This is a genomic window from Chenggangzhangella methanolivorans (genome assembly GCF_019797865.1).
In the GTDB taxonomy this organism is placed as follows: domain Bacteria; phylum Pseudomonadota; class Alphaproteobacteria; order Rhizobiales; family Methylopilaceae; genus Methylopila; species Methylopila methanolivorans.
Map to the genome: position 1 here is coordinate 4,051,968 of NZ_CP081869.1, position 13,302 is coordinate 4,065,269.

The 13,302-nt window shown below is 62.8% G+C and carries 17 protein-coding genes and 1 pseudogene; 5 read left to right on the forward strand and 13 right to left on the reverse strand.

The features are described 5' to 3' along the window. Positions 1-57: 57 nt before the first annotated feature. From K6K41_RS30715 to K6K41_RS21240, 12 genes and pseudogenes are all read right to left on the reverse strand, one after another. Positions 58-510, reverse strand: coding sequence for a methylenetetrahydrofolate reductase C-terminal domain-containing protein (locus K6K41_RS30715; RefSeq protein ID WP_428978539.1), 453 nt, complete (start codon positions 508-510; stop codon positions 58-60). Then, a complete protein-coding gene (locus K6K41_RS21190) occupies positions 510-1,613 on the reverse strand; it encodes a methylenetetrahydrofolate reductase (protein WP_261402149.1) in 1,104 nt (367 codons plus the stop codon). The genes K6K41_RS30715 and K6K41_RS21190 overlap by 1 nt, the downstream gene beginning before the upstream one ends. Positions 1,614-1,615: 2 nt before the next feature. Further along, a complete protein-coding gene (locus tag K6K41_RS21195; protein WP_261402150.1) occupies positions 1,616-2,380 on the reverse strand; it encodes an ABC transporter ATP-binding protein in 765 nt (254 codons plus the stop codon). 87 nt (positions 2,381-2,467) lie between these two features. Continuing rightward, positions 2,468-2,716, reverse strand: a complete 249-nt coding sequence (locus K6K41_RS21200) for a hypothetical protein (RefSeq protein WP_261402151.1) — start codon at positions 2,714-2,716, stop codon at positions 2,468-2,470. Beyond that, complete coding sequence (locus K6K41_RS21205) at positions 2,641-3,681, reverse strand: ATP-binding cassette domain-containing protein (protein ID WP_261402152.1); 1,041 nt, start codon at positions 3,679-3,681, stop codon at positions 2,641-2,643. Before K6K41_RS21205 ends, K6K41_RS21200 begins: the two co-directional genes overlap by 76 nt. Positions 3,682-3,743: 62 nt before the next feature. Further along, positions 3,744-4,307, reverse strand: coding sequence for an ABC transporter permease (locus K6K41_RS21210; protein ID WP_261402153.1), 564 nt, complete (start codon positions 4,305-4,307; stop codon positions 3,744-3,746). A gap of 249 nt (positions 4,308-4,556) precedes the next feature. Then, entirely contained in the window at positions 4,557-5,072 is a 516-nt protein-coding gene (locus tag K6K41_RS21215) for an ABC transporter permease (protein ID WP_261402154.1), read from the reverse strand. Continuing rightward, the gene (locus K6K41_RS21220; protein ID WP_261402155.1) at positions 5,069-5,425 is read right to left on the reverse strand and encodes a hypothetical protein; all 357 of its coding nucleotides are present in this window, start codon (positions 5,423-5,425) and stop codon (positions 5,069-5,071) included. Before K6K41_RS21220 ends, K6K41_RS21215 begins: the two co-directional genes overlap by 4 nt. A gap of 136 nt (positions 5,426-5,561) precedes the next feature. Further along, the gene (locus K6K41_RS21225) at positions 5,562-5,810 is read right to left on the reverse strand and encodes a hypothetical protein (RefSeq protein ID WP_261402156.1); all 249 of its coding nucleotides are present in this window, start codon (positions 5,808-5,810) and stop codon (positions 5,562-5,564) included. Beyond that, positions 5,792-6,007 (reverse strand): hypothetical protein, encoded by a 216-nt coding sequence (locus tag K6K41_RS21230; protein WP_261402157.1) that lies wholly within the window; start codon positions 6,005-6,007, stop codon positions 5,792-5,794. Before K6K41_RS21230 ends, K6K41_RS21225 begins: the two co-directional genes overlap by 19 nt. A 194-nt stretch (positions 6,008-6,201) precedes the next feature. Next, positions 6,202-6,519: an aliphatic sulfonate ABC transporter substrate-binding protein gene (locus tag K6K41_RS21235; protein WP_261402158.1), complete on the reverse strand. Its 318-nt coding sequence runs from the start codon at positions 6,517-6,519 to the stop codon at positions 6,202-6,204. 269 nt (positions 6,520-6,788) lie between these two features. Further along, a pseudogene (locus K6K41_RS21240) lies at positions 6,789-7,679 on the reverse strand (3-methyl-2-oxobutanoate hydroxymethyltransferase). A 211-nt stretch (positions 7,680-7,890) separates the two neighbouring features. On the opposite strand from K6K41_RS21240, the gene K6K41_RS21245 reads away from it, so the two are divergent. The 5 genes from K6K41_RS21245 (at position 7,891) to K6K41_RS21265 (ending at position 11,958) form a co-directional block, all read left to right on the forward strand. Beyond that, on the forward strand, positions 7,891-8,850 hold the full coding sequence (locus tag K6K41_RS21245; RefSeq protein WP_261402159.1) for a LysR family transcriptional regulator: 960 nt from the start codon (positions 7,891-7,893) through the stop codon (positions 8,848-8,850). A 207-nt stretch (positions 8,851-9,057) separates the two neighbouring features. After that, positions 9,058-9,906, forward strand: coding sequence for a formyltetrahydrofolate deformylase (gene purU / locus K6K41_RS21250; protein WP_261405804.1), 849 nt, complete (start codon positions 9,058-9,060; stop codon positions 9,904-9,906). A gap of 7 nt (positions 9,907-9,913) precedes the next feature. Further along, positions 9,914-10,828 carry a bifunctional 5,10-methylenetetrahydrofolate dehydrogenase/5,10-methenyltetrahydrofolate cyclohydrolase gene (locus K6K41_RS21255; protein ID WP_261402160.1) on the forward strand — a complete coding sequence of 305 codons (915 nt, stop codon included), beginning with the start codon at positions 9,914-9,916 and terminating at the stop codon, positions 10,826-10,828. Positions 10,829-10,903: 75 nt separating this feature from the next. Then, positions 10,904-11,812, forward strand: a complete 909-nt coding sequence (locus K6K41_RS21260; RefSeq protein ID WP_261402161.1) for a LysR family transcriptional regulator — start codon at positions 10,904-10,906, stop codon at positions 11,810-11,812. A 38-nt stretch (positions 11,813-11,850) separates the two neighbouring features. Then, positions 11,851-11,958, forward strand: coding sequence for a helix-turn-helix transcriptional regulator (locus K6K41_RS21265; protein ID WP_261402162.1), 108 nt, complete (start codon positions 11,851-11,853; stop codon positions 11,956-11,958). 186 nt (positions 11,959-12,144) lie between these two features. On the opposite strand, the gene K6K41_RS21270 is transcribed toward K6K41_RS21265, so the two are convergent. Beyond that, positions 12,145-13,179: an oxidoreductase gene (locus K6K41_RS21270; protein WP_315855069.1), complete on the reverse strand. Its 1,035-nt coding sequence runs from the start codon at positions 13,177-13,179 to the stop codon at positions 12,145-12,147. Between the last annotated feature and the right edge of the window lie 123 nt (positions 13,180-13,302).

Here is a 13,302-nt window from a genome sequence, read left to right on the forward strand (position 1 = left end):
GTGAGCGCCGGGTTTGAACCAGTCGATTGATCGCCGTCGTCGACGGCGCTTCGGGCGTTAAGCGGGAACAGCCTTCCGTCCCGGGCGACCTTGATGGCCGGGCCCTGACCCCTGAAATGCGGCGGCCAGGACGAGGTGTGGCGCAACTCGGCAGGCACGGCGGGGATGATCAGGCGTTCGAGTTCGTCGAGACGCCCCGCGGACTTCGCGATGCGGGTACTTCGCGCTGTGAATGCATTCGCGATCGCGGAATTCACAGAGGTTCTTCGCAGTGCCTCCGCACGGACCGTTCGCCAGGCCCTTCGGGCATGTCTCAGGGCACACATACTGAGTGGCGGCAAGCCGACACATGCCGCAGGTTTCACAGCCGAAAATCGGGTTCTTAATCGCGCGCTCGACGCGCTCTGTGAACTTGCCTACAGGCGTCCGCCGACCGATCGCGCGGACCGCGGTCCCGAACAGTCGTGACACGGGTCCTCGCTCGAACGCCCAGTCGTGGACGAACTTCATCACGTGGTACTTCGCTCGCGCCTTCCCGGACGCGAACTGGGTCGTACCTTTAAGCAGATACCAAGGGGTGTCCCGAGGGGCGAGAGACGCGCGGTCGCTGCTAGGAAGCGTGCACGCCTCCTCCCAGGCTCGTCGCCAGGTGATCCGGTCTGGGCAAATCTCGGCGCATTCGCGGACGATTGCCTGAAGCTCCTTGACCTTGGCGAGCGAATGGATCCGGTAAGCTGGACCCCTGCATAGCCGAGGTAGCGCACGCCCAGGATCTGGAGCGCAAGACGCCTCATCGATCTCGCCACGCCCCTGTCTGAGGTCAGGGCTTCGTCGGCCTCCAGCAACGCCAGGAATGAATCCGTGACGGTCACGCCGGCAAGCTGATTGGCGCGAATATATCGAGCTCTCGCCGCCGTCATTGGCATTAGATTGGCGACGATCGGCGTGTTGTATTTTCTTCCCTCGATCCAGTACATCGCCTCTTCATGCTTGATGATATACCCGACCTGGGTAATGATCATATCGCATCCGGCGTTGATTTTCTTGCCCAGCTTTAGGTACTGAGCCATCCCGTCTTCTTCGCGGTATTTGAACGGGTTGAGCGCCCCCGCGACGAAGATGTTGGGGTTGAAGGCTTTCGCCATCGCAATGCCGGGAACGGACTCGAGATAACGGGGGCGAGAGCCCACAGGCTCCTCATGCAGACGGTCGCCTGTCAGCATCAGGATGTTCTCAAGGCCGTTCCCCTGCATCCGGCGCAGCGTGTCGTCGAGATGATGCGTCTCTCGGCCCTTGCCGGAAAAATGCACAAGCGGCTGCTTGCCGGTCTTCGCCAGAAGGTGGCCCGCGGCCGCAAGCGGATCCGGGTCGTGATCGGAAATCACCCGGTCGGTGACTGAAAAGCCGGTCAGGGTTGGCATAAGGCTGACCGCAGAGGCCAATTCGTCGAGCTTGGTGAAATCGTCCCTCAGGACTTTCTGGCTCGAGGGGATATACTCAAGCGACCAGAAAAACCGACGGTCCCTCAGCGCGCTTCGCAGTGCGTTCGACGATCCACCCGCACCCAGCTGGGGTGCGGAAGGACCACCCGCCGTGATGACTTTGTCATCCATAACTAGACTCCGACAGCCCCGGCGCGTTCCATGTCCTTGGCCCCGATCGCTCCCACGGCGAAGCCCTTCACGGCCTCCTCGTAGAGCAAATCGAGAACGCGCTCCTTCAGCACGCCGTATTCGGCCGATGTGAAGAGATGCACGTCACGCGGACGCGCGATCGGCACGTCGATGATCTCCTTCACGCAGGTCGGCTTGTAGCTGAGCACGATGATCTGGTCGGCGAGGAAGATCGCCTCGTCGACTTCGGAGGTGACGAACAGTGTCGTGGTGCGATGCTCTTCGAACAGTTGACCGAAGTATTCCTGCATCAGTCCACGAGACATGTGGTCCAGGCCGCGGAAAGGTTCGTCCAGAAGCAGCAGGTCGGGCTTGTTGATGAGGGAGCGCGCGACCTCGGCGCGCCTCTGCATGCCGCCCGAGAGCTGGTTCGGATATCGATCCTCGAAGCCACCCAGTCCGACCTTCTTCAGCAGCGCGTTCGCCTCGCTCCGCGCCTCGTTCGCCGGTTGTCCGGCCTGCAGGGGCCCGAACGCGACGTTCTCTGTCAGAGACATCCAGGGAAAAAGCGCAGTCTCCTGGAACACGAGCATGCGGTCAGGACCGGGCCCGCGAACCTCCGCTCCATTGACCTTCACGGACCCGAGACTCGGCTTCTCATGTCCGGCGAGCATTTTGACGATGGTGCTCTTTCCGGCACCCGACGGTCCGATCAGGACGGTCAGCTTGTTGGGCTCCAACGTGAAGGAGCAGTCGCGCAGCACCACCTCGGCCTCGCCGGCGGGAGTAGACCTTGCCGACGCCGTCGAGTTCGGCGCTGATTGACGTTCCGCTTCGAGCCACTGTCGCCTCCCTCACGCGAATTCACGTTCGCCGGCCGTGAAGGCTTTGACGGCCTCCTCGTGCACGGCCTCGATCGCCTCTTCCTTCCGGCGCAGGAACTCGGGGGTGCCGAGCATCTTGATGTCGCGCGGGCGAGGAAGGTCGACGAAAATGGTCTGCTTGATCCGCCCAGGACGGGAGGACATCACCAGAACGCGGTCGGCGAGATAGATCGCCTCCTCGAGATCGTGGGTGATGAAGAGCACGGTCTTCTTCGACATGTCGTAGAGCTCGAGAAGAGCGTTCTGCGTGACGGTCTTGGCCAGCGCGTCGAGGACGCGGAACGGTTCGTCGAGCAGGATGACCCTCGGATTGTGAGGATCGCGCGGATAATCTCCACTCGCCGGCACATGCCCGAAGAGATCATCCCGGGATAAAGATCCATTACGTCCGACAGGCCGACGCGGGCGAGCAGAGCTTCGGCGCGCTTCGTGACGCTCGCCTCGTTTTCCTGGCCGCGCAGCAGCGGCCCCCGGATGAGATTCTCCCGGATCGTGGCCCACGGAAACAGCGCTCCGTTCTGGAAGACCACGATGCGGTCCGGTCCGGGCTTGGGAGCCGATCCCGGTCGGTTGATCCATTCGCCGTCGAGATAGACGACGCCGTCGGAAAGTTCGTCGAAGCCGGCGATCGCGTTGAGGAGGGTCGACTTTCCGCAGCCGGACGGACCCACGATGGCGCAGAACTCGCCGGGGCGGATTTCGATCGAGCAGTTGTCCAGAGCGACGACTGCGTTCGGGCCCGGAGAATAGACCTTCGAGGCGTTGCGGATCGAGATCCAGCCCGACTGCCCTGTGGTCCTGAACTCGTAGCTCGCATAGATCCTGGCGAGCTCGCGGATCAGCGCCTCGCCCGACGCTCCGTTCCGTCGGCAGCTCTCCTGGAAGCGGCCGCCATCGATGGCGAGGACCTTGGTTTCGGTCTCGCAACGCGCGGAGATCACGCGGGCCGCGCCCTGGACGGCCGCGGCGTAACCGAACAGCTGTCCGGGCGTCGCGGTCTCTTGCGTGATGGACAGGTTATGATCGTTGAGCCGGACTTCCGGATGGCCGACACGCCCGTCGATCAGGATGTAGAAATCCGCCGCCTGGTCGCCCTTGGCGAAAATGAAATCGTGGGCGGCGAAGGTCTCCTCGCGAGCGTAGAACGAGATCTCGTCGAGCATGGGTCGGGGCGCCTGGCTCATGAAAGAGTTGAGCCGGAGAACGCTGAGTCGGTTTTCACGAGTGGTCATCGGTGCGCTCCCCCTCAACGCCGGGTCCAAGGCGCTGCGGTGCGCCCGATCAGGTTCATCGCCACGCTCGACAGCAGGCCTGCGACGCCGATGCTGATCATCCCGATGATGATGCCGACCATCGACTGGCTCATGTACGAGTTCCAGGTCAGATAGCCGAGGCCGTCGCTCCCGGAAGCCATCTCCGCTGCGATGACGACTTCCCAGGTGATCGCGATTGCGATTGTCAGTCCCGTGAACAGCGACGGCAGGGTGGCCGGCACGAGGATCTTCCAGAACATGGCGCCGCGCGAGGCGCCGAGCGATCGCGCCGCTTGGATGTAGCGAATGTCGACATTGTCGATGCCCGCGAGGACGTTGATGAAGATCGGAAAGAAGGCACCGATGAAGGTCAGATAGACCATCGTCATCTCGGACGACGGCCAGAAAAGAATCGCCAGCGGCAGCCAGGCGACCGGCGGGATCGGCCGGACGATTTCGAGGATGGGGAACACCGACTGTCGGGCGCGCGTGGATGTGCCCATCCAGATTCCGAGCGGCACGGCGAGAGCGGCGGCGATCCCGAAGCCGAGGAACACGCGGCGCGCGCTGCTCACCCAGCTCATCCAGTAGCCTTCCTGCTGGATGAACGAGGGAATGGCGACGGCGACCTCTGCCGGGCTCGGAAGCAGGACAAGATATCCAAGCGTCCGCACCATCTGCCAGACGGCGAAGAAGAGCAGAATCCCGACGGCTTGCTGGAGAAGCGTGGAGTTGATGGACATGCTCTTTGCCTTGTGGCGGACGGCCTGCGGCGGGCGTGATGGCGGCGGAGTCGGCTTGAGCGCTCATGCCTCACCTCTGGATTTCTGCTGCCAGCGCATAAGGAACTGGCCGACGGCCCGGATCATCGCGCTCGACAGCCGAGGACGCCGAGCGTGATCATGCCAATGAAGATGTTGGGAATGGCCACCTGGGTGTAGCCGTCGAAGATCATGTAGCCGAGGCCGGCGCGTCCAGCGATGAGTTCGCCGCCAACAAGCGAAAACCAGGCGACGCCCCATGGCGATCTGCATGCCGGTGAAGATGAACGGCAGCGCGCCCGGCACGACGACCCTGAACAGAACCGCGCGCTTGGAGTAGCCGAGGCAACTAGCTGCGCGGAAGTAATTTTCGTCGATCGAGCGCACGCCAAGGTATGTATTCAGGACGGTCGCAAAGAAGCTTGCGAGCATCGTCACGAAGATGACGGGCGTCTCTGTGCCTGCGAAGATCAGGACCGCGATGGGAACCCACGCCAGAGGGGGGATGGGCCGTAGGAGCTCAACGAGCGGAAACAACAGGTTCCGGCCGAGCTTGCTCATCCGATCAGGATGCCGAGCGGCGCGCCGAGCGCGATCGACAGAAAGAAAGCGACGTAGACCCGCAGGACGCTGGTAACGATGTGCTCATAGTAGTCCGGGGTGAACAGCGAAATGCCGTATTGCTCACGGCTGGTCCACTGCTCGAAGAGATAGAGAGGATTGGGGATGAAGTTGAACCGCGGCAGCTGAAATACTGCGGTCGCGAGATACCAGAGGACGAAGAAGACCACGAACCCGACGACGGTCCTGCGAACCGGCTTGCTGACCGCCGCGCGGCGCAGTCGGAGCAGCGGGGCGCCGCGTGCGATGGGCCAATCGGCCGATCGCCTCAAGCGCGCGTCGTAGTCGTCCAAGCCCGGCGCGACCGTCGCATCATGCGTTCGGTGCGCCGCAATCTGAGTTGTTGCCATGACGTGTCTCTCTCGTGTGCTGGCGGGATGGCCCGGACGTCATGTCTGTGACGCCCGGGCCGATCGTCGGCGCTGCCAGTCAGCCGCCCGACACGAGTTGGTCGCCCTTGTAGGGACAGTCTTCCGCCGCCTTGGCGGTGAGTTCAAACAGCCCTTTCGTCGGATCGAGATTGAGCTCCTTGAACGCTTGCTCGACGAGGTCCGTCCTGATGGCGTTGTCGGAGAGCGAGGGCGCCTGGACGACCTTCAGGCTTTTCAGGAACTCATAAATGCGGCCGACCAGCTCCCTCTCCTGCGAGGTGACCGTCATCATCGCCTTGAACGCCACGGGGCCGGCTTCAACTTCTCCGGCGGATTGCCGTAGATCGAGTGCCACAGCTCTTCACGCGTGTAGTCCGGCAGCTCGGCCTTGAGGGCTTCGATGGCCTCCTTCGGCTTGTCGCGGAGATAATAGAGGGCCTCGATGTTCGCCTTGAGCCAGGCGACCGCGACGGCCCGGTTCTTGTCGATGAAGTCGCCGCGCATCAGGATGGCGTTGGCGTCGCTCTCGCCGAGATCCGCCGAGGAGGGCCGCGAAGTCGGCGTAGCCGTCGAACACGGCCTTGGTCGCGTGCGGTTCGTAGACGGCCGCCGCGTCGATGCGGCCGGCCTGCAGGCTGGTGACGATCACTTCGGCCTGCATCTGCTGCCAGGGACGGGCTTGACGCCCGCCTTCTTCGTCACGCCCTGGGCCAGACGGTCGGCGCAGCTTCCTTCGGAACCCCGACCGTCTTACCGTCGAGCCATTTGACGGCCTCGTCGGTCGTGGCGAAATGAGGCGCGCCCTTGCGGACTAGGAGCACTCCGCACATCCGGCTTGGCGACACCGCATTCATGCCGACCAGGTAGACCGGCGCGATGGCGGATTTGGTCGTCGAGAGCACCGCAGGATTGTCGCCGAGGTAGCCGATCTGCTGCTTGTTGGCGAGCAGGTCGGTGATGACCGGCGGCCCCTGCAGATTGCGCTTCCACTCCACCTTGCTCCCCCCGGCAGCCATTTCTGCCAGAGGTTCAGTTGCTTCATCAGGATCGTGTCCCAGGCGCCGGTCCAGCCTACAAACAGGTTGGTGCTGATGGAGACCGGGTCGCCGGATGCGCGCTTCGCCTGCTGGGCGACTGCGTCATACGATGACGTATTGTATTCGGTGGCCGTGGCCGGGTCGGCGCCGATGAGCGCCCCCACGACGGTGACCGCCCACAGTTTTCTGTTGAGCTTCATCGCCATTGCGTTTCCTCGTTTTTTATTTTCTCGAGTTCTTGGAGCTTCTTATTCGGCAGCCTGGCTGGCGAAGCCTCCATTGTTTGTTCCGGCGCGCTTGAGAAACTTCTCGTTCTCTTCGGGCGTCATGCGGAATGTGTTCTCCTCGAGCGGATAAGAGCCCGCCACGACCGCGTCGCGATATTCGGTGAGCGCGGTTTCGATGATCGGACGGACGTCGGCGAACGCGCCGCGGTTCTTCGGGATCGGGAACGCGCTGTACCCGACCAGGTCGCCGCTGATGTGATAGACGCCGTCGTTCACCGTGCCGCCGCCCAGCGTGATCATTGGGGCCTCGAACGTCTGCGACAGATAGGCGGCGACATCGGTCGGCACCTGCTCGACGATGAATGCGAAGACGCCGGCGTCGATGAACGCGAGCATCGTCGATGATCTTCATCGCGTCATCGGCCGTGCGGCCCTTTACGCCGAAGCCGCTCTGCTCGGTGCGGCGGACGCCTGCATGCCGATGTGACCCATGACCGGGATGCCGGCGCGAACGATCTCGGCGATGTACTCGGCCGTGTAGCGATTGCCTTCGCACTTGACGCAATCGGCGCCGCCTTCCGCGACGAGCCGGGTCGCGCTGGCGATCGCCTGCTCTTTGGACGCGTGATAGCTCATGTAGGGCATATGGCCGACGACGAAGCCGTACTTGGTCACGCGGCTGACCGCACGCGTCAGCGCGAGCTGCTCCTCGAACTTCACCGTCGTCGGATCGGGATGGCCGAGCAGCGCCATCGGTCCGGCATTTCCGACCACCAGAAAATCGAACCCGACGCGATCGGCGATCGCAGCCATAGGCGCATCGTATACGCCAATCGACGTGATCTTTTGACCGGCCTTCTTCTTGTCGTGAACCGATTTGATCGTAACTTTCTTGCGCTTCACAGGATCCATATCAGAACTCCCTATGTAAAATCAGCACCTTCATCATTATCGTAGTGCTTGACATTTTTGGTGCAGGACTGACATTAGACGGATGAAATTAATAACAGCAAGCGTGACGGGATAATACACATGTTATTACTGTAACTAATCGGATCATAATTCGCAGTTATCAGTGAAAAATCTTGTGGCGATTTCATAGGCATACCCGGGAGGGGCCGAAATGAACTACTCTGCCAGGTATGCTCTTCTCGCCGATTTCGGCGAGTTTGATTGGAACCGGCTGCGGGTTTTCCGGGTCGCCGTCGAAGCCGGCAGCTTCACGCGGGCCGGAACGCTACTGGGCCTCAGCCAATCAGCGGTGAGCCGGCAGATCGCGGGTCTCGAAGCTTCGCTGAAGATCTCGCTGTTTCACCGCGGCGCGCAGGGTCTGGCGCTCACCGAAGTCGGCGAGATCTTTCACGCCACCGTCACGTCGATGTTCGAGCGCCTCGCCATGGGGCTTGCGCGCATCGACGATTTTCGCGGCGCGGCCTGCGGGCCCTTGCGGATCGCGACAGCGGTGGTTTTCGGGTCGTCCTGGTTGACGTCAAAGATGGCGAAGTTCCGCCGAGAATTTCCGGACATCAGCCCGACGCTCCTGCTGTCGGACAATATCGAGCTCGATCTGTCGACGCGTCAGGCGGACATCGCCATCCGCTTCTTCAATCAGACGCAGCCGAACCTCATCCAGCGACACCTCATGGCTCTGCCTTTTCGGGTCTACGCGTCGCGCGAATACGTCGCGAGAAAGGGCGTCCCCCAAACGGTCGCCGATCTCGATGAGCACGACCTGATCGCCTATGGCGACTACCTGCCGGCTCACGTCCACGATCTGGACTGGCTGGTGAAGGTCGGCATTCCGGCCGACCAGCCGAGGCCCGCCGTGATGCGGGCGAGCAGCGTGTACGCGATCCTCAGGGCGGTGAAGGGCGGCCTGGGGCTGGGCCTGCTGCCCGCTTACCTCCAGGAGGATCTTCTCGATCTGGTCGAAGTCCTAGAGGACACGCGCAAGCCCGTCGTCGAGGCCTTCCTCGTCTACCCAGAGGAGGTTCGAAAGTCCCGCCGGATCGAGGCGCTGACTAAGTTTCTCATGTCGGAAGCACGCGATGACTTCCAGCCGCTGCGGGAGACCGCCGTGTGAGGGGCATGCGCCTGCGGTCTACCCCGATGCGCGCCAGACGGCTTCCGCACGCAATCGATCGGAGCCTAGGCTGCAGTTATCGAAAGTCATTTGGGGATTTACATGCTCAACGATGCGCCGAACAGCTCTGCAACGGCTATCCATTCTCAAGACGTGACCGCCAGCGCAGCCGAAAATATCCACCTCTCCGATCTCAGCTACGGAGAAATGGCGCCGAATGTCTTGAAGCTTGCCTGCCCGAACAGGCGCGGGATCGTCGCCACCGTCAGCAATATGCTGTTTGAAGCGGGCTTTAACATCCGGGAGGCCGCGCAATACGACGATCACGAGACCGGCCAGTTCTTCATGCGCGTGGCCTTCGACGGCTCGGGCGCCCGGGCAGATCTCGAGGCCCGGCTCGGCGCCACGGAAAAGCACTTCCAGATGACGAGCTCCCTGCGGTTCGACAAGCGGCCGCAGCGCGTCCTTGTCCTGGTGTCCCGCTTCGATCACTGCCTCGCCGACCTGCTCTACCGCCAGTATGTCGGCGAAATGAATATGCAGATCGCAGGCGTCGTCGCGAACTATCCGCGGGAAACCTTTGCCCGTCTCGATTTCGACGGCGCGCCGTTCCACTACCTCCCGATCACCAAGGACACGAAGAAGGAGCAGGAGAAGCGCCTGTTCGAGGTCATCGATGAAACCGAGGCGGACTTGATTGTTCTCGCGCGCTACATGCAGGTGCTGTCAGACGAAGCCACAGAACGGCTCGCGGGCCGCTGCATAAACATCCACCATTCGTTCCTGCCGGGCTTCAAGGGCGCAAGGCCGTATCATCAGGCGCATGCCCGCGGCGTGAAGCTCATCGGCGCGACCGCCCATTACGTCACGGGCGAACTCGACGAGGGGCCGATCATCGAGCAGGACGTCGAACGCGTCTCTCACGGCGACACTCCCGATGCGCTGGTCCGCAAGGGTCGCGATATCGAGCGCCGGGTGCTCGCCCGGGCCGTTCGCTATCACATCGACGACCGCGTGATGATCAACGGTCCCCGGACCGTGGTGTTTCCGGACTGACGCCGCGATGACAGCCCAGATCATCGACGGCCGCGTGGAAGCCGACAAACTGCTCGCCGAAGTCGGGTTCGGCGTTGCGGAACTGAAGCGGCAGACCGCCGTCACACCCTGCCTTGCGGTAGTCCTTGTCGGCGATGATCCCGCAAGCGAGATCTACGTCCGCAGCAAGACCCAACTGGCCGCGGCGGTCGGGATCCGGTCGGTGAAGCATGCGCTGTCGGCTTCAACCACGCAGGCCGAACTTATGGAGATCATCGACGCCCTGAACGAAGATCCGGCTGTTCACGGCATCCTCGTCCAGCTTCCGCTGCCTCCGCACATATCGACCGACTGCGTGCTGAGCCGCATCATCCGGGAGAAGGATGTCGACGGCTTTCATCCCGCCAACGCCGGTTCGCTTGCGGTCGGCAGGCCGACGATCGTCCCTTGCACGCCGCTCGGATGTCTTCGGCTCGTCAAATCCGTTCGATCCGACCTGACGGGGCTGGACGTGGTCGTGGTCGGGCATTCCCGGATCGTCGGCAGGCCCGCGGCGCAGGTCTTCCTCAACGAGGACTGTTCCGTCACCGTGACCCACAAGGAGTCGCGCGACGTCCCGGGTCACTGCCGCGAAGCCGACATCCTGGTGGTGGCCGTCGGACATCCGCACCTGATCAAGGGCGACTGGATCAAGCCCGGCGCCATCGTCATCGACGTCGGCATCAACCGGATGGCGTCTGGCGACGCAGGCAGGATCGTCGGCGATGTCGATTTCGCGGCGGCTTTGCACGTCGCGGGAGCGATCACGCCGGTTCCCGGCGGCGTTGGACCCATGACGGTCGCCGCCTTGATGTCGAATACCGTAGCCTGCGCAAAAGGCCTGTCATCGGCGGGCGCCGCCGGTGACGTCTCGAGGATGAAAGGAGAAACCGTCTTCGTCTAGAACGCTTCTTCCCGATGCGCCGGCGGGAAACTGATGAAAACAAGCCGCGACTGAACGCGGTGGAGGAAACGCCGAATGCTGCTCCGCCACATGGAGTATGTGGTCGCACTTGCACAGGAACGGCACTTCGGCCGGGCCGCGGCGCTTTGCGGCGTCACACAGCCCGGCTTGTCCAGCGCGCTGAAGACGCTCGAAGCCGAGATCGGCACGCCGATCGTCCAGCGCCACCAGCGCTTCGACGGATTTACGCCGGAGGGCGAAAGGCTTGTGGAATGGTGCCGGCGCATCCTCGCCGACAAGCGGGCGATGCTCGACGAGATGGCGACAATGCGCAGCGGGCTGTCGGGCCGGCTGCGCATCGGCGTCGCGCCAAGCGCCGCGGCGACCGTCGCGAGGATCGTCAAGAATTTTCGCGTCATTCATCCGACCGTCCAGTTCGAAGTCATCCATGTTCGCCACGAACGTCTCCCTTCGGATCTTCAGGACTTTCAACTAGACGCAGGAATCACGTTCCTTGACGAAGAAAATAGACGTTTCGGCCATCACGTTCTAAGTCGACAGAAGATGGCGGCGCTGATTCCAAACAACTTTCAACTGGCGACGAGAGATTGCGCGACGTGGTCGGAGGTCGCTCAGTTGCCTCTGTCGCTACTTTCGCGACAGACTTACGAGCGTCGGGCGATCGACGCTCAATTTCAGGAAGCTGGATTTAATCCAGAACCTGTCATCCAATCGGAGACGATTGCAGAAATTTTTCAGAGCGTCGCAATTGGAGATACGGCGACCATCCTGCCGCTCAGTTGTATCGAGGATGCGTGTGTTGCGACGGCCAGTCGCACCATCGTTTTAACGTCCGAAACCGCGACGCATGAACTTGCCATGGTATGGCTGAATATCAGCAACCCCGCGCCCTTGATTAATGCAATAGTATCTGTGGTGAAATCTAGTTCTTCAACAGATCAGATAGCAGATCTGACTTTTTGATACACGCGCGTGATCTGCTCTCCAGCCCCGATTTACCCGTGAGCCACGTCGCGCCTGCAGTCGGCTGCCACACGCCTTCGGCCTTCGCGTCCAGCTACCAGAAGGCGACTGGCGCCACGCCGTCGGCGTTCCGGCAGGCGCTGTGATCACTCACCTAAGTGTCCGCTTCGCAGACGTCGGCGGATGCCCGTTATTGGCGCAAATCGGCTGCGTTCACTACGAGTGCGAATGGCGCGGACCGCCGACTAGCGAGCGACGCCTGACTGCATCGTCACCGACGCGTACGGCGCGGACTGGTCCCGGTGAAGCGGCCGGGGCCAGCCAGAGTCATGTCACGCAGCCGAAGGCCGATAGCGCTCCAGCCAATGAGCGTAAGGCGCGGGCAGCACCCAAGTCGGGCGCTCCTTTCCGAGCTTCTGCGCCGCCGTGTACGGGTAGTGAGGGTCGGCGAGATGCGCCCGGCCGATCATGACCAGGTCGAGCTTGCTCTCGGACAACATCCGATCTGCAACTTGCGGATCGTCGAACCCCCATGCTGACGAGACCGGAAGTCCGGCCTCGCGCCGAACGCGCTCGGCGACCGGGGCGAGGAAAGCCGGCCCCCACGGGATCGAGGCGGCCGGCGTCGAGAACCCGATGCTGACGCTCAACATGTCGAGGCCGCCGTCGCGCATACGCTTCGTCAGCGCGATCGACTCCGTCAGGGTTTCCTCATCGCGGCCGTCGTATTCGATCACGCCGAAGCGGGCGGTCAGCGGCAGGCGCTCCGGCCACTCGGCGCGGACCGCCGCGAGCGTCTCCAGATGGAAGCGTCCGCGGCCGTGGGCGTCCCCGCCATAGCTGTCGGTCCGATGGTTCGAGTGCACCGAGAAGAAGCTTTGGGCGAGATAGCCATGGGCGAAGTGAAGCTCGAGCCATTCAAAGCCTGCGTCCCGGGCTCGTGCCGCAGCCCTCGCGAAATCATCCCGGACGCGGGCGATGTCCTCGATCGTCATCTCGCGCGGAACCTTGGGCAAGTTCGCGCCATAGGCGACCGCCGACGGGGCGATGGTCTCCCATGCGCGAGGATCGCTGTCCGGAATGTGGTCGTCGCCTTCCCAAGGACGGTTCGCGCTGGCCTTGCGGCCCGCATGGGCGATTTGGATGCCGGGCACTGCCCCGGCGGCCTGGATGGCGGCGGCGATGCGCGCGAGGCCTTCGGCGTGCTCGTCGCTCCAGATTCCGGTGCAGCCCGGAGTGATGCGGCCTTCCGGCGAGACAGCCGTCGCCTCGACGATGACGAGACCGGCGCCGCCGCGCGCGAGGCCGGCGTAATGGGCGAGATGCCAGTCGCTGACGAAACCGTCGAAGGCGCTGTACTGGCACATCGGCGGCACCGCGATGCGATTGCGGAGCGTGACGCTCTCTTCAGGTCGAACGGCGTGAACAGTGCGGTCATGCGGATCTCGTCCAATGAAAGTCGGTGCTGGTCGCGCGAAATCGCAGCGCTT

Coding starts and splice junctions, on each gene's coding strand:
- K6K41_RS21245 (WP_261402159.1), top strand. CDS start 7,891: ATGAACTACTCTGCCAGGTATGCTCTTCTCGCCGATTTCGGCGAGTTT.
- K6K41_RS21200 (WP_261402151.1), bottom strand. CDS start 2,716: ATGTCGAAGAAGACCGTGCTCTTCATCACCCACGATCTCGAGGAGGCG.
- K6K41_RS21260 (WP_261402161.1), top strand. CDS start 10,904: ATGCTGCTCCGCCACATGGAGTATGTGGTCGCACTTGCACAGGAACGG.
- K6K41_RS21235 (WP_261402158.1), bottom strand. CDS start 6,519: ATGGCTGCCGGGGGGAGCAAGGTGGAGTGGAAGCGCAATCTGCAGGGG.
- purU (WP_261405804.1), top strand. CDS start 9,058: ATGGCGCCGAATGTCTTGAAGCTTGCCTGCCCGAACAGGCGCGGGATC.
- K6K41_RS21205 (WP_261402152.1), bottom strand. CDS start 3,681: ATGAGCCAGGCGCCCCGACCCATGCTCGACGAGATCTCGTTCTACGCT.
- K6K41_RS21270 (WP_315855069.1), bottom strand. CDS start 13,179: ATGTGCCAGTACAGCGCCTTCGACGGTTTCGTCAGCGACTGGCATCTC.
- K6K41_RS21255 (WP_261402160.1), top strand. CDS start 9,914: ATGACAGCCCAGATCATCGACGGCCGCGTGGAAGCCGACAAACTGCTC.
- K6K41_RS21215 (WP_261402154.1), bottom strand. CDS start 5,072: ATGAGCAAGCTCGGCCGGAACCTGTTGTTTCCGCTCGTTGAGCTCCTA.
- K6K41_RS21190 (WP_261402149.1), bottom strand. CDS start 1,613: ATGGATGACAAAGTCATCACGGCGGGTGGTCCTTCCGCACCCCAGCTG.
- K6K41_RS30715 (WP_428978539.1), bottom strand. CDS start 510: ATGAAGTTCGTCCACGACTGGGCGTTCGAGCGAGGACCCGTGTCACGA.
- K6K41_RS21230 (WP_261402157.1), bottom strand. CDS start 6,007: ATGCGCGGCGACTTCATCGACAAGAACCGGGCCGTCGCGGTCGCCTGG.